Origin of the sequence: Mesorhizobium sp. CO1-1-11 (assembly GCF_020164995.1) — a bacterium.
Taxonomy (GTDB): Bacteria; Pseudomonadota; Alphaproteobacteria; order Rhizobiales; family Rhizobiaceae; genus Mesorhizobium; species Mesorhizobium australicum.
In genome coordinates this window covers 110,914-134,637 of sequence record NZ_JAIUHE010000019.1, presented here as the reverse complement: position 1 = coordinate 134,637, position 23,724 = coordinate 110,914, and the positions used below count along the sequence as shown (strand labels likewise).

General features: G+C 63.6%; 19 protein-coding genes. 5 read left to right on the top strand and 14 right to left on the bottom strand.

Annotation, left to right across the window (positions count from 1 at the left end):
• Positions 1-471 precede the first annotated feature (471 nt).
• Positions 472-2,442 (top strand): M23 family metallopeptidase, encoded by a 1,971-nt coding sequence (locus LB554_RS22205; protein ID WP_181166413.1) that lies wholly within the window; start codon positions 472-474, stop codon positions 2,440-2,442.
• 3 nt (positions 2,443-2,445) lie between these two features.
• Here LB554_RS22205 and LB554_RS22200 read toward each other — a convergent pair whose 3' ends face one another.
• Positions 2,446-4,011 carry an MFS transporter gene (locus LB554_RS22200; RefSeq protein WP_224586963.1) on the bottom strand — a complete coding sequence of 522 codons (1,566 nt, stop codon included), beginning with the start codon at positions 4,009-4,011 and terminating at the stop codon, positions 2,446-2,448.
• A 254-nt stretch (positions 4,012-4,265) separates the two neighbouring features.
• Here LB554_RS22200 and LB554_RS22195 point away from each other — a divergent pair, with 254 nt between their 5' ends.
• Complete coding sequence (locus LB554_RS22195) at positions 4,266-4,898, top strand: TMEM175 family protein (RefSeq protein WP_224586962.1); 633 nt, start codon at positions 4,266-4,268, stop codon at positions 4,896-4,898.
• A 52-nt stretch (positions 4,899-4,950) separates the two neighbouring features.
• Here LB554_RS22195 and LB554_RS22190 read toward each other — a convergent pair whose 3' ends face one another.
• The 8 genes from LB554_RS22190 to LB554_RS22155 all read right to left on the bottom strand — a co-directional run bounded on the left by LB554_RS22190 (position 4,951) and on the right by LB554_RS22155 (position 16,696).
• Positions 4,951-6,435 carry a L,D-transpeptidase family protein gene (locus LB554_RS22190; RefSeq protein WP_224586960.1) on the bottom strand — a complete coding sequence of 495 codons (1,485 nt, stop codon included), beginning with the start codon at positions 6,433-6,435 and terminating at the stop codon, positions 4,951-4,953.
• A gap of 148 nt (positions 6,436-6,583) precedes the next feature.
• Positions 6,584-6,949, bottom strand: coding sequence for an MmcQ/YjbR family DNA-binding protein (locus tag LB554_RS22185; RefSeq protein ID WP_224586959.1), 366 nt, complete (start codon positions 6,947-6,949; stop codon positions 6,584-6,586).
• Between the two features lie 58 nt (positions 6,950-7,007).
• Complete coding sequence (clpB, locus tag LB554_RS22180; RefSeq protein WP_140875011.1) at positions 7,008-9,614, bottom strand: ATP-dependent chaperone ClpB; 2,607 nt, start codon at positions 9,612-9,614, stop codon at positions 7,008-7,010.
• A 218-nt stretch (positions 9,615-9,832) separates the two neighbouring features.
• Entirely contained in the window at positions 9,833-10,825 is a 993-nt protein-coding gene (locus tag LB554_RS22175; protein WP_224586957.1) for a DUF4167 domain-containing protein, read from the bottom strand.
• 304 nt (positions 10,826-11,129) lie between these two features.
• Entirely contained in the window at positions 11,130-12,008 is an 879-nt protein-coding gene (gene prmC / locus LB554_RS22170; protein ID WP_224586956.1) for a peptide chain release factor N(5)-glutamine methyltransferase, read from the bottom strand.
• Positions 12,001-13,080 carry a peptide chain release factor 1 gene (gene prfA, locus LB554_RS22165; protein WP_015315602.1) on the bottom strand — a complete coding sequence of 360 codons (1,080 nt, stop codon included), beginning with the start codon at positions 13,078-13,080 and terminating at the stop codon, positions 12,001-12,003. The genes prmC and prfA overlap by 8 nt, the downstream gene beginning before the upstream one ends.
• A 10-nt stretch (positions 13,081-13,090) precedes the next feature.
• Entirely contained in the window at positions 13,091-15,361 is a 2,271-nt protein-coding gene (ptsP, locus tag LB554_RS22160) for a phosphoenolpyruvate--protein phosphotransferase (protein WP_140662767.1), read from the bottom strand.
• 81 nt (positions 15,362-15,442) lie between these two features.
• Entirely contained in the window at positions 15,443-16,696 is a 1,254-nt protein-coding gene (locus LB554_RS22155; RefSeq protein WP_015315600.1) for an aspartate kinase, read from the bottom strand.
• Between the two features lie 243 nt (positions 16,697-16,939).
• On the opposite strand from LB554_RS22155, the gene LB554_RS22150 reads away from it, so the two are divergent.
• Both LB554_RS22150 and ubiG read left to right on the top strand, forming a co-directional pair.
• On the top strand, positions 16,940-18,778 hold the full coding sequence (locus LB554_RS22150; protein ID WP_224586954.1) for a CHASE3 domain-containing protein: 1,839 nt from the start codon (positions 16,940-16,942) through the stop codon (positions 18,776-18,778).
• Between the two features lie 203 nt (positions 18,779-18,981).
• Positions 18,982-19,731: a bifunctional 2-polyprenyl-6-hydroxyphenol methylase/3-demethylubiquinol 3-O-methyltransferase UbiG gene (gene ubiG, locus LB554_RS22145; RefSeq protein ID WP_224586952.1), complete on the top strand. Its 750-nt coding sequence runs from the start codon at positions 18,982-18,984 to the stop codon at positions 19,729-19,731.
• A 76-nt stretch (positions 19,732-19,807) separates the two neighbouring features.
• Here the strand turns inward: ubiG and LB554_RS22140 are convergent, their stop codons facing one another.
• Positions 19,808-20,698, bottom strand: a complete 891-nt coding sequence (locus tag LB554_RS22140) for a DMT family transporter (protein ID WP_224586950.1) — start codon at positions 20,696-20,698, stop codon at positions 19,808-19,810.
• Between the two features lie 100 nt (positions 20,699-20,798).
• Between LB554_RS22140 and LB554_RS22135 the strand changes: the two genes are divergently transcribed.
• Positions 20,799-21,284 (top strand): MarR family winged helix-turn-helix transcriptional regulator, encoded by a 486-nt coding sequence (locus LB554_RS22135; RefSeq protein WP_015315596.1) that lies wholly within the window; start codon positions 20,799-20,801, stop codon positions 21,282-21,284.
• Between the two features lie 4 nt (positions 21,285-21,288).
• Here LB554_RS22135 and LB554_RS22130 read toward each other — a convergent pair whose 3' ends face one another.
• From LB554_RS22130 to LB554_RS22115, 4 genes are read right to left on the bottom strand one after another with little or no spacing between them, the layout of a single operon-like run.
• The gene (locus LB554_RS22130) at positions 21,289-21,714 is read right to left on the bottom strand and encodes a DUF1178 family protein (RefSeq protein WP_015315595.1); all 426 of its coding nucleotides are present in this window, start codon (positions 21,712-21,714) and stop codon (positions 21,289-21,291) included.
• The gene (locus tag LB554_RS22125) at positions 21,711-22,571 is read right to left on the bottom strand and encodes a carbon-nitrogen hydrolase family protein (protein ID WP_224586949.1); all 861 of its coding nucleotides are present in this window, start codon (positions 22,569-22,571) and stop codon (positions 21,711-21,713) included. The genes LB554_RS22130 and LB554_RS22125 overlap by 4 nt, the downstream gene beginning before the upstream one ends.
• A 10-nt stretch (positions 22,572-22,581) precedes the next feature.
• Positions 22,582-22,851 carry a glutaredoxin 3 gene (grxC, locus tag LB554_RS22120; RefSeq protein WP_127280365.1) on the bottom strand — a complete coding sequence of 90 codons (270 nt, stop codon included), beginning with the start codon at positions 22,849-22,851 and terminating at the stop codon, positions 22,582-22,584.
• 25 nt (positions 22,852-22,876) lie between these two features.
• Positions 22,877-23,689, bottom strand: a complete 813-nt coding sequence (locus LB554_RS22115; protein ID WP_224586946.1) for a ComF family protein — start codon at positions 23,687-23,689, stop codon at positions 22,877-22,879.
• Positions 23,690-23,724: the final 35 nt, after the last annotated feature.

The window sequence follows — 23,724 nt, the reverse complement described above, 5'->3', positions numbered from 1 at the left end:
AACTTCTTCGTCGCCAGCGGCGCACCGCCCTCGTTCGTGAGGCGTATATAGTCGCCACCAACCAAAACTGTCAACACATTTCCCAAATGTTTTTGAACTTTTTGCGACAGAAATTTCGGGCGCGCTTTCTCGATAGTCGGCTGCCCCAGGGGAACAGGGACAACAGGAGGAGGAGGCCACGAAGGAGCCCTATTGCCGCCGCATTGCCGTTCGACACCAAGGCCAGCAAAAGAGGGCGCGAGCACAGCCGTGCAATGCCCTCTTCCAAGAGCGCCGTAAGGGCGTGCGCGAGAGCCTTGTGGATGAAGGCACACCGCCCGCTTTTAGAAGTGCTCTATAAGAGAGAAGTGCACGAGGGGAATTCGACCGGGGCCTGAGGCTTCGTTGACTTAACCTGCCGTGACAGGCAAATGTCATGGCCACAACAAAAGCGACAAGCCGTTCCGCCCGGGGAAGAAGCAGCCTTTCTGGATGCCAGATACGGAAGATGTTATAGCCGAACTCGGCAATGAGCCGCCGCTTATTGCGGACGGCCGCAGCGGCCCGCCCGATCGGCGTGAGGTTTCTGCGCGCTGGCTGTCGGGAACATTCCTCACCGGTGTAACCTCGAGCGTGCTGATGGGCGTCGCGCTGTTCGCCGCTCTCGACGGTCGCCAGCAACTGGCGACCCCACCCGAGATCGCCGAACTGATCGGCCTTGCCAGCAACGGCGATTCCGGCGAGGTGGCAAAGACCACCAGGCTGGTGGCGCCGCGCCAGATCGCCAAGGCCAAGGATCGCCGCCGCATGGAAGTGTCGATGGTCACCAAGGTCGGCGACCGCGATGTCATCCACACCATGCCTTTCGTGCAGATCAAGATGGCACTCGCAGCCGGCCACACCACCAGCCGGGCCTACCCGCCTTTCGACCCGATGCAGGTGTTCGGCGACGACGGCGACGATACATCGGCACAGCCTGCGACGGCGTCGGCCGCCTCCGGCCAGATCTACGGCGCCAAGGTCGAAAGCGAAATGAGCCTGAAGACCGTCGATTTCCCGATCGCGACGGCTTCCTTCGACGAGAAGAGCGACCTGTCGGCCGACGAAGTCGAAAAAGTGGTACGCGAAGCCGGCACCGACCTAAGCGACGGCGCCGTGCAGGTGGCTTCGCTTCATTATGTCGATCCGCAGCGATTCGGCGAAGCCTTTGCCGAGAGCATGGCCGGCTCCTACGATGTGAAGATCGTGCCGGAAAATGTCTCCGTATCGCCACGCGCCAACGCGGACGACCAGGCACCGGCTTTCGCCGAGGAAATCATCCCCTTCACCAAAGACACCGACCTCACGGAGGCTTTCGCCGATTCGGGCTACACGGGCGATGATGCCACCGGCATGGCCGAAGCGATCGCCAAGTTGCTCAACGCGCCGGCGCTTAAGGCTGGAACGGTGCTGCGTGTTGGCCTCGAGGTCCACGGCGACGCCGCCAAGGTCGTGCGCACAAGCGTCTATGACAAGACCACGCATATCGTCACCATCGCGCTCGACGACCGCGGCCAGTACGTGCCGGCCCAGGAGCCTGAGCCCAATCCCGAATTGCTGACCGCGTTCGACGATTCGTCGGCGCCGGTGGTGGTGCGCGGCAATCTGCCCAACGTCTATGACGGCATCTACCGCGCCGCCTATTCCTACGGCATGTCCAAGGCGATGACCCAGCGGCTGATCAAGCTCCTGGCATCCGATGTCGATTTCCAGTCCCGCCTCAATCCCTCCGACCGCCTTGAAGTGCTGTTCTCGCAGCCTGATGGCGACGACCAGACCTCGGACAATTCCGAGCTTCTCTATGTCTCGGCGACCTTCGGCGGCACGACGCGCAATTTCTACCGCTTCCAGATGCAGGACGGCAGCACGGACTATTTCGACGAAGACGGCTCGAGCGCCCAGCAGTTCCTGCTGCGCAATCCGCTGCCCGCCGGAAAATTCCGCTCCGGCTTCGGCGCCCGCAAGCATCCGATCCTCGGCTATGTCCGCATGCACACAGGCGTCGACTGGGCAGCCCCGATTGGCACGCCGATCATCGCCGCCGGCAATGGCGTCATCGAGAAGGTCGGCTGGGCCGGCGGCTATGGCAAGCAGATCATCATTCGCCATGCCAATGGCTACGAGACCTCGTACAATCACCAGAGTGCCTTTGCCAAAGGTATGGAGCCGGGCATGCATGTGCGCCAGGGACAGACTATCGGCTATCTCGGCCAGACCGGCCTCGCCACAGGCCCGCACCTGCACTACGAGTTGATCGTCAATGGCACCAAAGTCGATCCGATGCGCGTCCGTCTACCGGTCGGCAAGGTGCTGAAAGGCGACGATCTCGTCGCCTTCAAGCGCGAGCGCGAGCGCATCGACGATCTGCTGAAACAGGAAGATGGCAATTCGCTGAAGGTCGCCAGCGCCAAGATCGAAGGCTGAGACTCAGCCTTTGTCCTGCCGAGGTTCGGCGCGCCGCGACCACGGCAGCGCTTCGCCCGAAATCGTCGTCCAGGCAATGACAGCGGAAAGCAGGCATAGCAGCGCCGTCACCAAGGAGATGGCGGAAAAGGCTGCGTCGCTGGCGGCGATCCTCGCCGCATCGAGTGCCGGCGAAAGTCCTGCCGGTGGCGGTTCGCCGAAGCCAGGCACGCCGGGCGCGGCATTTACCTCCAGGCCATTGGCGTAAATCCAGGCAGCGAGCGACCCCATCGCTGCCACCGCGATCAAACCGCCGATGCGTGAGACGGCGTTGTTGATGCCGGAAGCCGCGCCGGTGTCCTTGTCTTCCACCGCCGTCATGATGGCGGTGGACAATGGCGATACGACCAACGCCATGCCAAGCCCCATCAGCGCCATCAAGGGGAAGATGCCGGTCCAGAAATGGTGAAAGCCGGCATAGGCGAGCAAGGCCAGCCCGGCGAAGGCAACCGCCACGATCAGGCTGCCGCAGGCAATGGGAAAACGGGGCCCGATCCGGTCCGACAGCTTGCCGACGGCCCCCGACAGAAGCGCGATCGCCGCCGACAGCGGCAGGAAGATGAAGCCGACCTCGGCGGTGCTCAGTCCCCAGCCTGCGATCAGCAGCATCGGCAGATAAAAAAGATTGGCTGACAGTGCGAAATAGAGAAAGAACGTCGCGACGTTGGCGCCGGCGAAAGCACCGATGCGAAACAGGCTGAGATCTATCATCGGCTCGCGCTGCCGCCGCTCGAAGAGGATGAAGACGACAAGCAGCACGGCGCCGGCGGCAATGCTTGGACCGGCCATGTGGCTCTCGCCGCTGGCGCTCATTGAAGTCAGCCCATAGGCAAGCGCGCCGAAGGCCAGAGTCGCAAGCGCCCCGCCCGCAAGGTCAAGACTGCGTTTCTCCGTCGGCGCATCGGCCGGAATTTTGGCGAGCAGCAGATAGATCGAGACCAGGCCGAGCGGCAGATTGACGGCAAAGATCGCCCGCCAGATGCCGCCGCCGAAGGCCGACAGCACCAGGCCACCGAGCACGGGGCCGAGAGCGGTGGTCAGCGCCGAGGCCGCCGCCCAGATGCCGATCGCCCTGCCGCGTTCCTTCTTCGGATAGGCCTTGGCGATAATCGCGAGACTGCCCGGCACCATGATCGCGGCGCCGATGCCCTGGAGCGCGCGAAATGCGATCAGCACGACAGCGTTCGGCGCCAGCGCGCAGGCAAGCGAGGTCACGACGAACAGCGCAATGCCGGCCACGAAAGCATGGCGCAGCCCGAACCGATCGCCTGCGGCACCGCCGGCAAGGATCAGCGCCGAGAGTGTCAGCGCATAGGCATTGGAAATCCACTGCGCCTCGGCAAGGCTGGCGCCGAGGTCGACGCGGATCGCCGGCATGGCTATCGCCAGGATCGATCCGTCGATGAAGCCGAGCGCCGAGGCCAGGATCGCCGCGATCAACACATAACGCCGCTGCGATTGCGGGCAGAACGTGCCATTCGCGACCGGAGCGGTCAGCGGAACGGCGGCGGCTTGATTGGGCGCATGCATGCCACCCTCATTAGACCGTCGGCGCGGCGGCAACAACCGGCCAGCGGCTTGTTGTCCTTGAAACCAGCCATATTGCCAGGGATTGCATCTGCCCCGATGCAAACCGCGGCAGTCATGCTAATGCATGTCGCGCAAAAGTGACCTCGGCTTTTGCGACAACGACATGCATCAGGCAAGATTTAAAGCGCGTCGCATGAATCCGTTTCGACGAGACGCGCTTTAGGTTTTCCAGGACCCGCGGGCAGGAGAAATCGATGAAGCGTCCGCTCGAAGCATCGGTTGAGGGGCGCGGCCGTATTGTCGGTATCACCGATGGCGTGTTCGCCATCGCGCTCACCCTGATCGTGCTCGAGATCAGGGTGCCGGCGCATGAGGTGATCCACTCCGAACATGATCTGCTCGCCGCCATCGCGGCACTCGCGCCACGCTTCCTCACCTATGCCTTGAGCTTTCTGACCCTGACCATCTTCTGGTTCGGCCAGCAGGCCCAGCATGGTCTGATCGCCAAATCCGACAGACGGCTGGCCACGCTGAACCTCTGCTTTCTCGCCTTCATCGCGCTCTTGCCGTTCTCGACCGACCTTCTGGCCGATTTTCTGGAATTCAGGACCGCGGTGCTGGTTTACTGGCTCAACCTCTTGATGCTCGGCATCACGCTGTTCGTCAGCTGGCGGTATGCGGAGAAAAGCGGCCTTGTCGCGGAGGACGTCGACGCGGAAACGAAACGCACGGTCTACCTGCGCATCGTCAAGGCGCAGGTCCTGTGGGCCGTCGGCGCCGCATTTTGCCTGATCACCCCGTTGGCGAGCGTCGGCTTCATTCTGGTGGTGCAGTTGATCTACGCGGCAACGCCGAATGTGAAGTGGGTGCGCAGGATCATTGGTTGAGATTTATGTTGAGATTCAGGTCAGGCCGGAATCGCCTGAATATCGACATACCCTACTCGACGAACTCCACCGGCACGCCCGCCGAGACCAGCTTGGCCAGTTCACGCGCGTCCCAATTGGTCAGGCGCACGCAGCCATGGCTCTCGGTCTTGCCTATCTTCGAGGGCTCCGGCGTGCCGTGGATGCCGTAAGTCGGCTTGTCCAGAGCGATCCACACCGATCCGACCGGGCCATTCGGCCCAGGGGGAATGGTCAGGATCTTGTTGTTCTCGCCCTGCTTGAAGTTGATGTTGGGGTTGTAGGTGTAGTTCGGATCGAGCGCGACACGCGACACGGCATGGATGCCGGTCGGGGATGGCGTGTCCGATGAGCCGATGGTGGCGGGGTAGGCCGCGACCAGCTTGCCGGACGCATCATAGGCAAAAACTTCCTTCCTGCCCTTGTCGGCGACGATGCGGGTGACGGGGGTAGAAACCAGTTTGCCGAAATTCGCGACCTTGATGATCGTGCCGGGACGATTGAAGTTGGCGTCCGGATTGAGCGCCTTGAGATAGTTCTCGTCCATGTGGAAGCGCTCGGCCAGCGCTTCGGTGACGGAGGTGAAGCCCATGCGGTCGAGTTGCGCCTTCTGGCTGTAGTCTTCCGGGATCGACGCGACATAGGGGCCGGCCGCATCCTCCGCGGTGATGGTGTAGTTGGCGAACGCGTCGCCACCGGACTGCGACAATGCGGCCTGGATGCCGACCGAATCGGTCGATTTGAGGCTGCTGCCGTTGATCTGATTGTAGGCCGCCAGCGCCTTGTCGACATTCGAACCGAAGCGCCCGTCGATGACGCCAGGCGAAGCCCCGCCCCGGTCGAGCAGCACCTGCAGTGCCGCGACATCCTGGCGTGCGCCCAACGAAAGCGACGGATCAACCGACGTCTTGCCGCCGGCCTTTGGCGGCAATGCCGCCTGGTCCGAGGGCGCTGCCTGGTCCGTCGGGTCTGCCGGCCGGACGGGGTCTATCGACGCCTCGTTCAGCGGTTGGCGCTTGATTGTACCCGGCTGCGGCGCGTCGGGATAATTGTTGTCGTAACTGCCGTCGTCCCGCGGTGCCGGCGGATAGGCATCGACTGAACCATTTCCGTCAGGATCGTATTCGTCGGCGGGCGGTGGAATGACCCGGCCTTCCTCTTCCAGCTGTCTGCGGCGGAAGCGGGCCATGTCCTGGGGATCGTCGAGATAGTAACGGTCATCGTCGGCGGGTGCGCGGCCAAGTTCGCGCATCCGGCTCTCTCGGCGCAGCGCCCGCCGGTCGAGCCGTGTCTGTGGCGGCTGGATGGCGATCACCTTGCCGGTGTCCGAATCGACGATGACGCGATTGCCCCTGGCATCGTAATAAATGTCGAGATTGCCGTCCTGCGCGAGCAGAATGCCGCCGCTCCCGGACGTGCGGACAGGCTGGGCGGCACCGTCATGCGTCGGCGCGGCGAACGCATTGGAAAACACCAGTCCCGCGGCAAGCGCCGAAAGGGTGAAGATACTGCGCAGCATCGTGCGAAACTCTCCGGTCCGTATGTGCCGCCGCCCGGCATTGTTCAGTTCGGCGAACCCTTCGCCAGCAAACCAGTTACCCACCATATGGTTCCAACATGAACCGGGCATGAAGATGGCGGTTTTCCGGCGCCTCGGGGAATATTGGCTAGCTTGCGCCAAGCCCCAATTCCTTGCGCGCCTGCTTCGTCAGCTTAAGGGCAACAAGGCGGTGGCTCTCGCGCAGATAGTCCTCCAGCGCACCATCATCCATGCTCTGGCTTGTCTGACGCTGGATCCACTTCATGCCGCGGGAGGCAAGATAGGGCGCGGGGCGCAGGCCCGGCTGCTCCTTGAGCACGTCATAGGCGATGTTGGAGCATTTGAAGGTGACGAAGAGCTGCCGACCCTGATCCCAGCCACCGATCGCAAACACCTTGGTCCCGACCTTCCAAACATGGGCGCCGCCCCATTGCACCACGTGGTTCGTTGCAGGCAGCGAAGCGCAGAAGCCGTTGTAGTCGTCCAGCGTCATCAATCCCCCGCCAATTGCATGAAAACGCCGCGCGTCCGGTGGACGCGCGGCGTTTGAATCAGGCCGCGACCTCGGCCGCGACGATCGCCGGCTTGGAGCGGAAATTCAGCCGGTCGGAACCGGCCGTGACCTTGACAGTCGAGCCGTCCAGGATCTCGCCGAGCAGGATCTTTTCCGCCAGCGGATCCTGCAGTTCCTTCTGCATCACCCGCTTCAGCGGCCGGGCACCATAAGCGGGGTCGTAACCCTTGGCCGCCAGCCACTCGATCGCCTCGGGATCCAGCGACAGCGTGATCTTGCGATCGGTCAGCAGGCTCTCGAGCCGCTTGAGCTGGATCTCGACGATACGGTCCATGTCCTTGCGGCGCAGCCGGTGGAACAGGATCACCTCGTCGACGCGATTGAGGAACTCCGGCCGGAACGATGCCCTGACCACGCCCATCACTTCGTCTCGTACGGCATCGACATCCTGGTCCTCGCCGAGATTGACGAGATATTCGGCTCCCAGGTTCGACGTCATGATGATCAGTGTGTTGCGGAAGTCGACGGTGCGGCCCTGCCCGTCGGTGAGCCGGCCGTCATCGAGCACCTGCAACAGCACGTTGAAGACATCCGGATGCGCCTTTTCGATCTCGTCGAACAGCACGACCTGATAGGGCCGGCGCCGCACCGCTTCGGTCAGCGCACCGCCTTCCTCATAGCCGACATAGCCGGGAGGCGCGCCGATCAGCCGGGCGACGGAGTGCTTCTCCATGTATTCGGACATGTCGATGCGCGCCAGCGCCGTCTCATCGTCGAACAGGAAATTGGCCAAAGCCTTGGTCAGTTCCGTCTTGCCGACGCCGGTAGGCCCGAGGAACATGAACGAGCCGATCGGCCGGTTCGGATCCTGAAGGCCCGCACGGGCACGCCGCACCGCCTTGGAAACGGCCTGCACCGCTTCGCCCTGGCCGACGACACGCTTGCCGATCTCGTCTTCCATGCGCAGCAGCTTGTCACGCTCGCCCTGCAGCATCTTGTCGACCGGAATGCCGGTCCAGCGCGACACGATATGGGCGACGTGGTCGGGCGTGACCACTTCCTCGACCATGCCGGCCTTGCCGTCCTGGGCTTCGGCCTCCTTCAGCTTCTTTTCCAGTTCCGGGATCTTGCCATAGGCAAGCTCGCCGGCCCGCTGGAACTCACCCTTGCGCTGGGCAATGGCAAGGTCGTTGCGCGCTTCGTCGAGCTGCTTCTTCAAGTCGGCCGCTAGCCCGAGCTTCTGCTTCTCGGCCTGCCACTTCGCGGTGATCTCAGTCGATTCCTCTTCCAGGCCGACAAGTTCCTTTTCCAGGCGGGCGAGCCGGTCCTTCGAGGCATCGTCCGTCTCGACCTTCAACGCTTCGCGTTCAATCTTGAGCTGCATGATGCGGCGGTCGATCTCGTCCAGCGCTTCGGGCTTGGAATCGACCTGCATCCTGAGCCGCGAGGCGGCTTCGTCGACGAGGTCGATCGCCTTGTCCGGCAGGAAGCGGTCGGCGATGTAGCGGTTGGACAATGTCGCCGCCGCCACCAGTGCCGAATCGGAGATACGCACCTTGTGGTGCTGCTCGTATTTCTCCTTCAGGCCGCGCAGGATCGAGACCGTGTCCTCCACTGTCGGCTCGTCGACGAAGACGGGCTGGAAACGGCGGGCAAGAGCGGGATCCTTCTCGACATGCTTCCTGTATTCATCGAGCGTGGTGGCGCCGACGCAGTGCAGTTCGCCGCGCGCCAGCGCGGGCTTCAGGAGATTCGACGCATCCATGGCACCATCGGCCTTGCCGGCGCCGACCAGCGTGTGCATCTCATCAATGAACAGGATGATGTTGCCACTGGCCGAAGTGACCTCCGAAAGCACAGCCTTCAGCCGCTCCTCGAATTCGCCGCGATATTTGGCACCGGCAATCAGCGCGCCCATGTCGAGCGCCATCAACTGCTTGTCCTTCAGCGATTCCGGCACGTCGCCATTGACGATGCGCAGCGCCAGCCCTTCGGCGATCGCCGTCTTGCCGACGCCCGGCTCGCCGATCAGCACCGGGTTGTTCTTGGTGCGGCGCGACAGCACCTGGATGGTGCGTCGAATCTCGTCGTCGCGGCCAATCACGGGGTCGAGCTTGCCCGCGCGTGCGTCCGCGGTGAGGTCGCGTGCGTATTTCTTCAGCGCGTCATAGCCCTGTTCGGCACTCGCCGAATCGGCGGTGCGGCCCTTGCGGACGTCGTTGATGACCTGGTTCAGCGCCTGCGCGGTGACACCGGCCTTGGCCAGGATTTCGGCGGTCTTGGCCGATTTCTCCATGGCAAGCGCCTGCAGCAGCCGCTCGACGGTGACAAAGCTGTCGCCGGCCTTCTTAGCCAGGTCTTCGGCGGTCGAGAACACCTTGGCCAGCGGCTGTGCCAGATAGAGCTGGCCATTGCCGCCCTCCACCTTGGGCATCGCCTCGAGCGCCGTCTCGACGCCGAGCTTGACATCGCGGACATTGCCGCCGGCGCGCTCGATCAACGACGCGGCCAAGCCTTCGTCATCGTCGACGAGGACTTTCAGAATGTGTTCGGGGGTGAATTGCTGGTGGTTGCGCGAGAGCGCCATGGTCTGCGCGGACTGGATAAAGCCGCGCACTCGCTCCGAGTATTTCTCAAGGTTCATATTTGTCTCCTTCCATCACCGGCCCGCTTTGCGGCACCGGATCAGATTGCGGTGACGGACCCGCCCATTCGAGCCGGATCCTGTTCAGGCCAGATATGGTGCATGGACCCTTGCCCCTCAAGATGTCGCAATATGGCAGGCGCATAATATTCCACGTCAGCCCAAACGAAAACGGCGGAGATTTCTCTCCGCCGCTCAAGGCCTTGAATGCCGTTCGCTCAGTTGTCGATGTCGGAAACCACGGGTTCGGCACCGCCGCTGTCGACCGGAGCCGCCGCTGTCTCGGCCGCATCCCCATTTTCGCTGCCGCTCTCGACCTGATCGGCATTGGTGCGCGGACGGCGCGGACGCCGTGGACGGCGGGCAGCACCGCTTTCGGCGGCCGCCTCATTGAGTTCGGCCTGGGCGGCCAGACCTGCCGGTGAAAAATTCTCGAACCGTGGAGCCGGCTCGGCCGCCGCGACGGTCTCGGGCGGCGAAGCGGCCTCTGCCTGGCCTTCTGTCTGCCCCGGGGCCTCGTTGCGCTGTTGCTGGCCGCCCTGTTCGGGTGAAGCGTAGTCGCGCTGGCCGTAGCCGCCATTGGGGCGGCGATCGCGATGGCGCCCGCCACCGTTGTCGCGGCCGCCATTGTTGCGACCGTTATTGTCGCGCCCGCTGTTGTCGCGCCCGCTATTGTCGCGATTGTCGCGACCGTTTTCCCGGTTCAGCGCAACCTCCGCCGGCATGCCCTCGATCACCGGCTGCGGACCTGCGCCATGGTTGATCACGGGGAGCTGTGGATCGGAACCGGCATTGCCGCTGCTATTTCCCGCCCCACTGTTGCCGGCCCCACTGCCGGCATTGTCGAACTCGTCGCGATCGTCGTCGCCGTCCTCGTCGAACTCGTCGCGTGCCTGCTGGACGTTCTGGATCGGCATCTGCGCCTGCGCGGCGGCAATGATGCGATTGTAGTGTTCAGCGTGCTGGAGGTAATTCTCCGCCATCACCCGGTCGCCGGAGCTGTGCGAGTCACGGGCAAGCGTGGCGTATTTTTCGGCAATCTGCTGAGCCGATCCACGGATTTTCACGTCCGGGCCGTTGCTCTCGTAATTGCGCGTAAGCGGATTCGGCCCCTTGCGGTTGTTGTTATTGTTGTTGTTATTGTTATTGCCACCGCCGCCGCCATTGTTGTTGCGACCGCGCATGCGCCTGTTCTGCTGTTGTGGCCTCATTCGACTCTCTTCATCTTGAAATTTTGAAAAACTCTTCACGAACGGAGGCGCTCATGCAGCCAGCCGTTTCGTTTCTTCACCGGCGTTCGCCCGCATCGATTGCGTTGGCGCCACGTGTCATCCTGTTTCCGGTTACATCACTTGCCGGACGATTCCCGCACGAAGCTTGGGCGTCGTTTGCGCAAGAAGGCAGCTATTTCCAAGGAAAAACCGAATCGCTAAGAGCACTGCCTGCTTCGTCTCATCCGGTTAGGCGACCCTAGCCGCATTCCCCGGTATTGCCAAGCGCTTTTTTTGCACTGCGTCAAGACGTTGCTCGTTGAAAAACAAGAACCCTGTCGTTTCCGCCGAGATCGCTAAAAACCTCGCCAGCCGCGTAACCGGCCGCGCGAAATATATCGTTGACGTCGTTGCTTTGCGTGTGGCCGATCTCGACCGCAATCCTGCCTTCGGCTTCCAGAAACCTTGCCGCCTCGGCGGCGATGATCCTGTAGGGGTTCAGCCCATCCACACCGCCATCAAGGGCAAGGCGCGGGTCGAAATCGCGGACTTCGTCCTGCAGATTTCCAATCTCTTGTGTTGGTATATAGGGAGGGTTTGCGGCAATTACATGGTACCGGCCGGAAACTTTTTCAAACCAGTCTGACTGAACCGCCGTGAACCGGCCGCCGAGGCCGAATTGCCCGGCATTGCGGGCCGCCGTGGTCAGAGCGCCGGCGGAGATGTCGACACCGGTGGCGGTCGCGGCCGGCACGACGCTCAGCAACGCCAGGGCGATCGCGCCCGTGCCGGTGCCGAGATCGAGGATGCGGCATGTGCCCTCCCGCGCGGCCATTGCCTTGACAAAGGGCAGCACCGCCTCGACCAGCGTTTCGGTGTCCGGTCGCGGCTCCAGCGTCTCCGGCGACAGCGACAAGCGCAAACCGTAAAACTCGCGATAGCCGAGGATGCGATGCACCGGCTCGCCACGAGCTCGCCGTCTCAGGGCGCCGTCGATCGCGGCGATGGCGTTCCCGTCGATCTTGCGCTCGGGGTCGGCGATCGCCTGGGTGCGCGTCGTGCTGGAATAGTGCTCGACGATCAGCCGCGCATCGAGCGCGGGATCATCGATGCCGGCTGCGGCAAGCCGGGTCCGCGCGTCCCGCAGCAGCGGCCCCAGCGCCGCGGGCGGATGGTCAGCCATCGATGCCGATATCGGCCAGCAGCTTCGACTGATGATCGGCGATCAGCGCGTCGACGATTTCGTCGAGTTCACCCATCATCACCCGGTCGAGTTTGTAGAGCGTCAGGTTGATGCGATGATCAGTGACCCGGCCCTGCGGAAAATTGTAGGTGCGGATGCGCTCGGAGCGGTCGCCGGAACCGACTTGCGACTTGCGCGACTCGGAACGCTCCTCATCCGCCTTGCTGCGCTCCATGTCATAGAGCCGGGCGCGCAGGATCTGCATGGCCTTGGCCCGGTTCTGGTGCTGCGACTTCTCCGCCTGCACCACCATGATGCCGGTCGGCAGATGGGTGATGCGGACCGCGGAATCGGTGGTGTTGACGTGCTGGCCGCCGGAGCCGGAGGCACGCATCGTGTCGATGCGGATGTCCTCGGCCCTGATGTCGATGTCGACCTCTTCGGCTTCCGGCAGCACGGCGACTGTGGCGGCTGACGTGTGGATGCGCCCGCTGGCCTCGGTGGCCGGCACGCGCTGGACGCGATGCACCCCGGATTCGAATTTCAGATGGGCGAACACACCTTTACCGGAGATCGTGGCGATGATTTCCTTGAAGCCGCCGGCATCGCCGTCGCTGGCCGATACCGTTTCGAACCGCCAGCCGCGTTCGGCGGCATAGCGCTCATACATGCGAAACAGGTCCCCGGCGAAGAGTGCCGCCTCATCGCCGCCGGTGCCGGCGCGGATTTCAAGAATGGCGTTCTTGTCGTCGGCGGCATCCCTGGGCAGGAGCAGGATCTGGATGTCTTTCTGCAGCGTCTCGATGCGCTCCTCGACGCCGGGCAGATCTGCCTCGGCAAGCGCCCGCATCTCGGCGTCGGTGCCCTTGTCGGCGAGCATCGCTTCAAGGTCGGCCTGCTCGTGCTCGGCAGAGCGCAATTCCCTGACCTTGGCCACCATCTCCTGCAACTCGGCATATTCCGATGCCATCCTCACATAGGCATCCGGCGCCGGCCCGGCCGACATCTGCGCTTCGAGCATCTCGAAACGCTTGACGACTTGATCCATACGATCGCGGGGCAAATTGACCATGATGAGGGTGCTACAACGGGATCGAGCGGTCGTCGGCGAAGGCCTGCAGCAATGCCCGCATCGGCAGCCCTTGCGCCGGCGCCATCAGATTGTCGTCGAAGAAAGCCTTCAGCTCCTCCAGCGGCAGCTCCGTCAGCATGGCCTTGACCGGACCGATCGAGGCCGGCGACATCGAGATCGAGCGGAAACCGAGGCCGATCAGCGCCATCGCCGAGATCGGCTTGCCGGCGAGTTCACCGCACAGGGTGACCGGCGTATGATTGCGGGCGCCGGCGTCGGCGATCTGCTTGAGCACGCGCAGGAATGGCGCCGACAACGTATCGAAGCGGTTGGCCAGTTGCGTGTTGCCGCGGTCGACCGCCATGACGAACTGGAACAGGTCGTTCGATCCGACCGAGACGAAGTCGACCGCCTTCATCAGCTCGTCGAGCTGGAACAAAAGCGACGGCACTTCCAGCATGGCGCCCAGCTTGAGACTGGTCGGCAGGTGATGGGCAAAGCGTGAGAGATGCCGCACCTCGCGGTCGATGATTTCGCGCGCCTGGGCGATTTCGCCGAGCTCGGTCACCATCGGCAGCATCAGCTTGAGCTCGCGCCCGCCGCTGGCCTTGAGCAAGGCGCGGATCTGGGTGCGCAGCAAGCCCGGCCGATCTAGCGTCAGGCGGATCGCCCGCCAGCCGAGCGCCGGATTCTCTTCCTGGACCGCGCCCTTGAAATAGGGCAGCACCTTGTCGCCACCAATGTCGATGGTGCGGAAGGTGACCGGCTTGCCGCGCGCGGCCTCGAGCACGTCGCGGTAGAGTTTTTCCTGGGCTTCGGCGCGCGGAAAGGTCGACGCGACCATGAACTGCAGTTCCGTGCGGAACAGGCCAATGCCGGCGGCGCCCGCCTCCGCCAACTGCGGCAGGTCGACGGCAAGCCCGGCATTCATCAGCAGGTCGACCTGGACCCCGTCCCGAGTCGTCGACGGCTTCTTGCGCAGTTCGCGGTAGACCTCCTGCCGGCGCGCCCGGAACCGCACCTTCTCGGCATAGGCGGCTTCAAGATCGGATTGCGGCCGCAGATGGATCGCGCCTTCCTCGCCGTCGACGATGATGGCATCGCCGTTTTCCGCCATGGAAACGGCGCCCTTCATCTGTCCGGCGACGGGAATGCCCATGGCGCGCGCGACGATGACGACATGGCTGGTCGCCGCGCCATCCTCCAGCACCAGCCCGCGCAGCTTGTCGCGAGGATAGTCGAGCAGTTCGGCAGCGCCCATCGAGCGGGCGACGATGATGGCGTCCTTGGGCAGCGAGGCCGCGACATCCTCGGGCCCACGTCCCATCAGCTGGCGCAACAGCCGGTTGGCAAGATCGTCGAAATCGCTCATCCGCTCGCGCAGATAAGGATCGGTCATGTGCAGCATGCGGGCGCGCATGTCGCTCTGAACTTTTTCGACCGCCGCCTCGGCAGTCAGGCCGTTACGGATCGCCTCTTCCAGCCGCCGTACCCAGCCCCGGTCGTTGGCGAACATGCGGTAGGCTTCCAGCACCTGGCGATGCTCGCCCTCGAAGGCGACATCGCGGCGCTCCAGCATGTCGTCGATGGAAAGCCGCAGAGAACCAAGCGAAGCTTCGAGCCGCCGGACCTCCTCCTCGCTGTCCTCGTTGAACAAATTGGTGACGACGATACGCGGCTCGTGCAGCACGACGTGACCGAGCCCGACGCCATCGTTGAAGGACAGGCCGGTGAAGCTGACAGGCCGGCGCAGGTCGAGTTCGAGGCCTGGCCGGGTCAGCCGCGCCAGATCGCCGGTGGCGATCATCTCTGCGATGACCATGGCCGTGGTTTCCAGCGCCTCGACCTCGTCGTCGCGGTAGTGGCGCATGGTCTTGTTCTGGACGACCAGGACGCCCAGCGTGCGCCCTGCCCTGAGCACCGGCACGCCGAGGAAGGAATTGTAGATCTCCTCCCCGGTCTCCGGCAGGTAGGCGAAAGCCGGGTGTTCTTGCGCGTTGGACAGGTTGAGCGGCCTGGCACTCGCGGCAATGGTGCCGACCAGGCCTTGCCCTAGCCGCAGCTGAGCCAGATGGACGGCGTTCGGGTTCAGACCTTCGGTGGCGTAGAGCTCCAGCACCGAATCGGCGCGCAGCACGTAGAGCGAGCAGACTTCCGCGACCATGTTGGAGGCGATGTCGCGCACAATCCGGTCGAGCCGCTCCTGCGGCTCCAGCGGCTCCTGCATGAGCTCGCGGAGCCGTTTCAGCAAAACGCGCGGGCCAACGGCCGTGTCACGCATCGCGGCTTCTTCTCCAATAGACTTCTTGCCGGGGCAGTTTCCGCCGCGCCCGGCAAGTGCGCAACAGCTGATTCAGTCCTGCTACTGCTTATCCAGACCGTAGACGGAATGCAAAGTGCGAACCGCAAGTTCCGTATAGGGACCGTCGATCAGTATCGAAATCTTGATCTCGGAGGTGGTGATGGCGCGGATGTTGATCGCCTTGTCGGCCAGCGCCTTGAAGGCGGTGGCGGCGACGCCGGCATGGCTCCGCATGCCGATGCCGATGACCGAGACCTTCGACATGCCGGCTTCCGACTGTACGACATCGTAGCCAATCTCGGCTTTCAGCCGGTCGAGCACGGCCAGCGCCTTGTCCACATCGCCCGACGGCACGGTGAAGGTCATGTCGGTCAGCTTGCCGTCCTCGGAAATGTTCTGGACGATCATGTCGACATTGATGTTGGCCTCGGCCAGCGGTCCGAAAATGCCGGCGGCGACGCCCGGCCGGTCGCCGACGCGGCGCAGCGAAATCTGGGCCTCGTCCTTGGCATAGGCAATTCCGGTGACGACCTGCTGTTCCACGATCTCTTCCTCGTCGCAAATGAGCGTTCCCGGAGGATTGAGCAAATCCCCCATTCCGGGCGCATCGGGATCGTCGAAGGACGACCGCACGAAGGTACGCACCCTGTGCACCATGGCAAGCTCGACCGAACGCACCTGCAGAACCTTGGCGCCGAGCGAGGCCATTTCAAGCATTTCCTCGAACGATATCTTGGCCAGCCGCCGCGCTTTGGGCTCGATGCGCGGGTCGGTGGTGTAGACCCCATCGACGTCGGTGTAGATGTCGCAGCGGTCGGCCTTGACCGCGGCGGCGATCGCCACGGCGCTGGTATCGGAGCCGCCACGTCCGAGCGTGGCGATGCGGTTGTCCGGCCCGATGCCCTGGAAACCGGCGATGACGGCCACCTGGCCTTCGCCGAAGCGCTTGACCAGGAAGGCGCCGTCGATGTCGAGGATGCGCGCCGCGCCATGCGCGTTGTCGGTCTTGATCGGAATCTGCCAGCCCTGCCAGGAGCGCGCATGCACGCCCATGTTCTGCAAGGTGATGGCGAGAAGGCCAGCCGTGACCTGTTCGCCGGAAGCGACGACCGCGTCATATTCGCGGGCATCGTGCATCGGTGAGGCCTCGCGGGTCCAGCCGACCAGCTCGTTGGTCTTGCCGGCCATCGCCGAAACCACCACAGCCACCTCGTGACCGGCGTCGACCTCGCGTTTGACGTGACGTGCCACGTTGCGGATGCGAGCGATGTCGGCGACGGAGGTCCCGCCGAATTTCATCACGATACGCGCCATGGAAGCGAAATGCCTTTGACTGGAGCCGGCCCGCGGCCGAAAATGGAAGAAAAGCGCCCGGCTGCCGCCGGCCACTGAATGCGCGGCCTCCATAGCCAAATGAGGAAGGTTTCGCAAGGCTGACGGCGGATTGCACAACAGCACGGCATATTGCCTTCCGGCCCGGCGCCGCTTACCAAATGCTGCCCGCGGGAAATTGCTTTCGGTTCGGCATAACAGATGATTGCTCGGCTTCGGCGCGCCATGCGATTGCAATCGCTCCCGCTTGTCGCGGGCTTTGCGGTGCTGGCACTGATCGTCGGCACCCGTGCGGTGCTCGTCGAGAGCCAAAGGGCCAATCGTGCCGCCGCACGTGAGACAATCGAGTACCAGGAGCAGCTTTCCGGGCTGCTTTCATTGGCGCAGGAGGCCCAGAGTGGTCAGCGCGGCTACCTGCTGACCGGTGAAAAATCGTATCTGGAGCCTTACCGGAAGGCCGTCGAGGCAATTCCGGGACAATTGGCGCGGGTCGACAGCGCGACCGCTCCCGACGATCAGATCGCCCAGCAGATCGGCCACATCAAGGACGCGCTTTCGCAACAGCAGGCCGACCTGGCCGAAACCATAGCTCTTTACGAGCGAGGCGATGCGGCAAAGGCCCTGCAACTGGTCCGCAGTGGCCAGGGCAAGGCCGCCATGGACGAGATGCGGGCCAGCATGGACACAATCCGACGCATCGGCGCCGCCGCGGTGGCCGCGCGCGACGAGCGTACCGACCGGGTCGAGGCCTGGCTGCGGATCGGCTCATTGGCCGCGTTGCTGGCGATTTTCCTGCTTGCCGCCTACACCATACGTCAATCCCGTCGCCGCTTCCACGAGGTGGTCGTCGCCCAGCAAGAGCTGATGCGCAAGAACATCGAACTCGGCAACGAGATCCAGACGCGTGAAAACGCCGAATCCCAGATACGCCAGATGCAGAAGATGGAGGCTGTCGGACAGCTGACAGGCGGCATCGCCCACGACTTCAACAACATGCTGGCGGTGATCCTCAGCGCCATGAACCTTGCCCAGCGCAAGCTGAAGCGGGGCGAGCATGACATCGAAAAACTCGTCGAGGCCGCGACCGACGCGGCCAGCCGCGCCGCCAACCTGACATCCCGCCTGCTTGCCTTCTCCCGCCTGCAGCCTCTGGCGCCGCAGGTTGTCGACATCAACGGGCTGTTGACCGGCATGTCCGATCTTCTGCGCCGGACCTTGGGTGAAGGCATCGGCATCGAGACAGTATTAGCGGGCGGCCTGTGGAAAACCCACGCCGATCCCAGCCAGATCGAGAACGCGATCCTCAATCTGGCCGTCAATTCCCGCGACGCCATGGACAATGAGGGCAAGCTGACCATCGAGACTGTCAACAGCCACCTCGACGACGGCTATGCATCGACGCACGCCGAAGTCACGCCTGGCCAATATGTGATGATCGCGGTAACCGACACCGGCGCGGGCATGTCGCCCGAGACCATCGCCAGGGCCTTCGAACCCTTCTTCACGACCAAGCCGGTCAACAAGGGCACGGGACTTGGGCTGAGCCAAGTGTTCGGCTTCGTCAAACAATCGGGCGGCCACGTCAAGATCTACTCCGAGCCCGGCGAAGGCACGACGATCAAGATCTACCTGCCCCGGTTTTTCGGAGCCGAGGGGCCGGCAGCGCCCGTCGGGCGCGATAAGAGCGCCGCCAAGGTCACCGAGACGATCCTCGTCGTCGAGGATGACCCCCGCGTGCGGGCCTCCACGACGGATGTCATGCGCGAACTCGGCTACATCGTCATCCATGCGGGAAGCGGACCGGAGGCCCTTCAGAAGCTCGCCGCGACACCAGGCATCGCCCTGCTTTTCACCGACATCGTCATGCCGGTGATGAACGGCCGCAAGCTCGCCGAGGAAGCGCTCGCGCGCCAGCCCGAGCTGAAAGTGGTCTTCACCACCGGCTTCACCAGGAATGCCGTGGTCCACAACGGCATGCTCGATCATGACGTGCACTTCCTGGCCAAGCCGTTCACCATCGAGCAGCTGGCGGCCAAGCTGCGGGATGTTCTGGACACGAAATAAGCCGGGCCTTTGATCGCCCAGCCACTTTGTCAGCAGAGGAAAATGTTGCCTTGACATTCGATGCCTCACGCCCGACTTCCTAGCGCATGACCCCGAAATCGACTTCGATTTCGGAAAGGGATCATGCGCAGAATCAAAGTGCTACAGCGTCCTTTGCGCGTCCGAAGGACGCGCGGCGCTGTAGCGTCCGAGGAGACCAACCGATGCCTGAGCCCCGACGATCGACGATCGATGCCGGAGAGGTGGAACGCTTTTCCGCCCTTGCCGCCGAATGGTGGAACCCGAACGGCAAGTTTCGTCCGCTGCACAAATTCAATCCGGTCCGGCTTTCCTATATCCGCGACCAGATCGCGGCGCGCTTCGGCCGCGACCCGCGGGCGGCGCGGCCGTTCGAGGGCCTGCGCATCCTCGACATCGGCTGCGGTGGTGGCCTTTTGTGCGAGCCGATGGCGCGGCTCGGTGCCGAGGTGGTCGGAGCGGACGCGTCCGAAACAAACATCGAAGTGGCGAAACTGCATGCCGCCGAGGGCAATGTCAGCGTCGACTATCGTGCCACGACGGCGGAAGATCTCGCCGAGGCCGGTGAAAAATTCGATGTCATCCTCAACATGGAAGTGGTCGAACATGTCGCCGATATCAACCTGTTCGTCGCCAAATGCGGCGAGATGGTCAAACCCGGTGGCATCATGTTCGTGGCCACCATCAACCGCACACTCAAGGCGCTCGGCCTCGCCATCATCGGCGCCGAATATGTGTTGCGCTGGCTGCCGCGCGGCACCCACCAATTCGGCAAACTGGTGCGCCCGGAAGAGCTGGAAAAGGCGCTGCGCGGCGCCGGCCTGACCATCATCGACCGCACCGGCGTTACCTACAATCCGCTTGCCGACCGCTGGGCGCGGTCGAAGGACATGGACGTCAACTACATGGTGCTGGCGGAGAAGGGATCGGTCTGAACAGCCAATCCTCGGCCAGCCTAGGCCGGAGCCCGGCGGTGACGCTGACGGCAGTGCGGCGTGCGCCTCGAAGCCATCAGGCTTTCTGGCTCTGCGCCTTGGTGGTGATGAACACGCCCGCGGTGATGATGACGGCGCCGACCCAGGTCAGCAGTTGATAGTGTTCACCAAGGAAGATCGTGCCGGCAAACAGTCCGACCGCTGCCGCGACATAGCCGATCTGGCTGAGATAGACCGGACCGCCAACCGCCTGCAGCCGGAAGAAGAAAGCAAACATCGCCGATGCCGAGGCCATCTGCGCCACGACGATGAGCGGCACGGCGCCAAGCTGGACGAAGGCCTTGCCTCCGAGCAAGGTCAGGATGCCGACGAGCAGCATCGCCGCGGACGCCAGATGGCTGCCGACCGCGAGTTCGATGGGACCGGTTCCTTCCGGCCAGTCGATGGTGCGGTAGATGTTGCCGGCGGCAAGGCTGACCGGGATCAGCAGCCCCGTCACCACCCAGAACAGATCGGCCGGCTGGCCAGCCTCGCCGCGCGTCACCGCCACCATGACGGCGCCGACAAAGCCGACGGCGATGCCTGATATGCCCAGCATGTTGGGGCGCCGGACGCCGAGCAGGATCGAAAACACCAGTGTGATCACCGGCGACAGCGTGAACATGATGCCGGTGTAGCCGGCGCCCAGATGCGGAATGGCCGAAAACATCAGGAGATTGGGGACGGCATAGGACACTGCCGCGGTGACGAAGAAATAGCGCAGTTTGTGCGGGGTGAGCCGGATGCGCTGACCACGCGCCAGCAGCACCCCCAAAAGCACGCCGCCAGCGCCGAGCGAGATGACAAAGGCCCAGACCATGGCTGGCACGCCGGCCGCCGTGGCGAGCTTGCCGAAGGGCAGCGTCAGGCCCAGCAGGCCGCCGGTGACAACCAGCAGGCCGAGCGCCGAATCCCAGAGATATTTCATGATGGAACCCTATGGGTGGCACAGCCTCTTGGCCGGCGTTGAATATTGAGATAAGATAATGGAAAGATTCTTAACGTCAAGATACATTATGGTGAGATAGATGGACCGCGCTGGGAAAGCCATCGAGCAATGGCAGCGGGAACGGCCGGACCTGGATGTATCGCCGATGGCCGTAATCGGGCGTCTGAATGAGGTCTCCTCGCTGATAGCACGCGATCGTCTCGCCCCGCTGTTCGCCCGTTTCGGACTGCAGGCGGGAGAGTTCGATGTATTGGCGACGCTGCGCCGCTCCGGCTCGCCTTACGCGCTGACGCCGACCGCTCTCTATGAAGCGACGATGGTGACATCAGGCGCCATGACCAACCGGCTCGACCGGTTGGAAAAGGCCGGATTGATCCTGCGTGCACCGCACCCCAACGATCGGCGCGGCATCGTCGTGCGGCTGACCGAAAAGGGGCTCGCCTTGATCGACGAGGCCGTTGCGGCCCATGTGGCGAACGAGCATCAGATCCTGTCCGGCCTGACACAGACCGAACGGGAAACGCTTTCGCACCTGCTGGAAAAATTGATCGGCAGCGTGAGCTGATCGCTCAGTTCCGGTCGTCCGGAAACACCGGGATCGGCATGAACTCGACGCCGTCCTCGGCCAGGCTCTTGGCCTCTTCCAGCGTCGCCTCGCCATAGATGCCGCGCGCATCGGTTTCGCCGAAATGGATCTTGCGCGCTTCCTCGGCGAACTTGTCGCCGACATAGTCGGCGTTTTCGCGCACCTTCTCGGCCATCGCCTTCAGCTGCGCCAGCGCCTGCTTCTGCGCCTCGCCCATGGCAAGCGCTATGGTTTCCTGCTTGCGGGCCGTGGAAACGGCCGGGGCCATCAGCGCCTTCTCGACCTTGTGCGAGCCGCAGCTGGGGCAATCGACAAAACCGCGCTTCTTCTGCGTGTCGAAATCGTCATTGCTGCGAAACCAACCCTCGAACTCATGCTCGTTTTCGCAGATCAGGGAAAAGCGGATCAAGATGCGGCGCCCCTGAGACGCGGCCCCTCGCCGGTATTGATGGTGAAATCCCGCGCATTCCTGAGATTGGGGATCTTCTTGCGCGCGGCAAGCGACTGCGCCGGGTCGATCTCCGCGACAATCACCGCTGGCTCGTCATGCGCGGCTTCGGCGATGATGCGGCCCCACGGATCGACGATCAGCGAATGCCCATAGGTCTCGCGGCCGTCCTCGTGCAGGCCGCCTTGCGCGGCGGCGACGACATAGGCGCCGTTCTCAATGGCGCGTGCCCTGAGCAGCACATGCCAATGCGCCTCGCCGGTCTGGCGGGTGAAGGCCGCGGGCACGGTCAGCACCTCGGCGCCGGCCATCGCTTCGGCACGGAACAATTGCGGAAAACGCAGGTCGTAGCAGACGGCAAAGCCTAGTTTCGCATCGTTGATCGGAATAACGACGGCTTCGGTCCCCGGCTCATAGGCGGCGGATTCGCGCCAGCTTTCGCCGTTATCGAGGTCGACGTCGAACATGTGGATCTTGTCGTAGGTGGCGAGCGTCGCGCCATCGGGTCCGAACAGGAGCGCGCGGTTGGCGAGCTTGCCGTCGGCGCGCAGTATGGCGGTCGAGCCGACGTGCAGGAAGATGCCGAGCTCACTGGCGAGCTTCCGCGCGGTTGCGACAACGATGTCCTTGTCCTGCGAGGTGAAGGAGGCGGCACGCGCTTCCTTGTCGCGGATCAGTGCACCGGTCATCTCCGGCGTCTGGATATAGGTCGCGCCCTGGCCCGCGGCCTCGCGCACCAGCCGCTCCATATCGGCCGCATTGCGCTCGGGGCTCTCGCCTGAACGCATCTGCACTGCCGCCGCCTTGAAAACACCCATTGTCATACCCTCAAATCGACGAGCCGTTGGCGAGCAGTTTGTCCAGTCGGCCTTCTGCCTCCAGATCATGGAGGTCGTCGCAGCCACCGACATGTGTGTCGCCTATGAAAATCTGCGGAAAGGTCGTGCGCCCGTGAGCTCGCGACATCATCTCCTGGCGCAGTTCCGGAGAGAAGGAAGCGTCGTGCTCGGTATAGGCGACGCCTTTGCGCTCCAGCAACCGCTTGGCCGCCGTGCAGTAGCCGCACATCATGCGCGTATAGATCGTGACATCGACCATGACGAATTCCGCTTCCGTTGCCGACTTATATAGTCACGGACTCGTCCGCCCGGAAGTCCCCCGGCAACACACGGGCAAAGGTCAGCACGTCGACGGCGGCCGCACCTCCCCTTTTCAGCGCCTTGGTGGCGGCACGCACGGTGGCGCCGGTGGTGTAGACATCGTCGATCAGAAGCACCCTGCGGCCGGCAATCTCGATCTCGGCCTCTGCCGGCACGCGAAAGGCGGCGCGTACGTTTTCCTCGCGCTCCTGCCGCTCCAGTCCGACCTGCTGGCGGGTGAGTTTCACGCGCCGCATGGCGGAGGGCGAGAAAGGCAGCCCGCTGAGCTCGCAAACCGCGCGCGCCAGTTCCGCCGATTGATTGAACCGCCGCCTGAAAAAACGGCGCCAATGCAGCGGCACCGGTACCACCACATCCGCGTCGGCGATGAGCTCGGCGCCCACACGAACCATCCAGCGCGCCATCCAGGGTGCGAGATCCGTGCGGTCCTGGTATTTCAGCCCTTGCACCATCTGGCGGGCAACGCCGGAGTAGACGACCGCGGCCCGTGCCCGTTCGAAGGGAGGCGGATCCGCGATCGCCTCCGCCGACAGAAAACCATCGCCCATGTGATGGGTGAACGGCGTGCCCATCACCGGACACCAGGGCCGCTCCAGCAGCCGCAGCTTCGGCCAGCAGCCGCCGCACAACACACCGGGCTGCGAGACCTGCCGGCGGCAACCGGCGCAGACCGGCGGAAACAGGATGCGCGCCGGCCAGCCCAGAGCCGACCGGGCAGCAGACCCGGCTAGCTTACCGATCTCGACGGACTTGATCTTGGGCATCGGATCGGCCACGTGATTGGTTGCTCGGCACCACCATACCAACCATA

Excerpts from the sequence above, each read along its gene's own strand:
- LB554_RS22155 (WP_015315600.1), bottom strand. The coding sequence starts at position 16,696 with ATGGCGCGTATCGTGATGAAATTCGGCGGGACCTCCGTCGCCGACATC.
- LB554_RS22135 (WP_015315596.1), top strand. The coding sequence starts at position 20,799 with ATGGACCGCGCTGGGAAAGCCATCGAGCAATGGCAGCGGGAACGGCCG.
- prfA (WP_015315602.1), bottom strand. The coding sequence starts at position 13,080 with ATGGTCAATTTGCCCCGCGATCGTATGGATCAAGTCGTCAAGCGTTTC.
- grxC (WP_127280365.1), bottom strand. The coding sequence starts at position 22,851 with ATGGTCGATGTCACGATCTATACGCGCATGATGTGCGGCTACTGCACG.
- LB554_RS22200 (WP_224586963.1), bottom strand. The coding sequence starts at position 4,011 with ATGCATGCGCCCAATCAAGCCGCCGCCGTTCCGCTGACCGCTCCGGTC.
- clpB (WP_140875011.1), bottom strand. The coding sequence starts at position 9,614 with ATGAACCTTGAGAAATACTCGGAGCGAGTGCGCGGCTTTATCCAGTCC.
- LB554_RS22125 (WP_224586949.1), bottom strand. The coding sequence starts at position 22,571 with ATGGGTGTTTTCAAGGCGGCGGCAGTGCAGATGCGTTCAGGCGAGAGC.
- LB554_RS22195 (WP_224586962.1), top strand. The coding sequence starts at position 4,266 with ATGAAGCGTCCGCTCGAAGCATCGGTTGAGGGGCGCGGCCGTATTGTC.
- LB554_RS22175 (WP_224586957.1), bottom strand. The coding sequence starts at position 10,825 with ATGAGGCCACAACAGCAGAACAGGCGCATGCGCGGTCGCAACAACAAT.
- ubiG (WP_224586952.1), top strand. The coding sequence starts at position 18,982 with ATGCCTGAGCCCCGACGATCGACGATCGATGCCGGAGAGGTGGAACGC.
- LB554_RS22190 (WP_224586960.1), bottom strand. The coding sequence starts at position 6,435 with ATGCTGCGCAGTATCTTCACCCTTTCGGCGCTTGCCGCGGGACTGGTG.
- LB554_RS22185 (WP_224586959.1), bottom strand. The coding sequence starts at position 6,949 with ATGACGCTGGACGACTACAACGGCTTCTGCGCTTCGCTGCCTGCAACG.
- prmC (WP_224586956.1), bottom strand. The coding sequence starts at position 12,008 with ATGGCTGACCATCCGCCCGCGGCGCTGGGGCCGCTGCTGCGGGACGCG.
- ptsP (WP_140662767.1), bottom strand. The coding sequence starts at position 15,361 with ATGCGTGACACGGCCGTTGGCCCGCGCGTTTTGCTGAAACGGCTCCGC.
- LB554_RS22205 (WP_181166413.1), top strand. The coding sequence starts at position 472 with ATGCCAGATACGGAAGATGTTATAGCCGAACTCGGCAATGAGCCGCCG.
- LB554_RS22140 (WP_224586950.1), bottom strand. The coding sequence starts at position 20,698 with ATGAAATATCTCTGGGATTCGGCGCTCGGCCTGCTGGTTGTCACCGGC.
- LB554_RS22150 (WP_224586954.1), top strand. The coding sequence starts at position 16,940 with ATGCGATTGCAATCGCTCCCGCTTGTCGCGGGCTTTGCGGTGCTGGCA.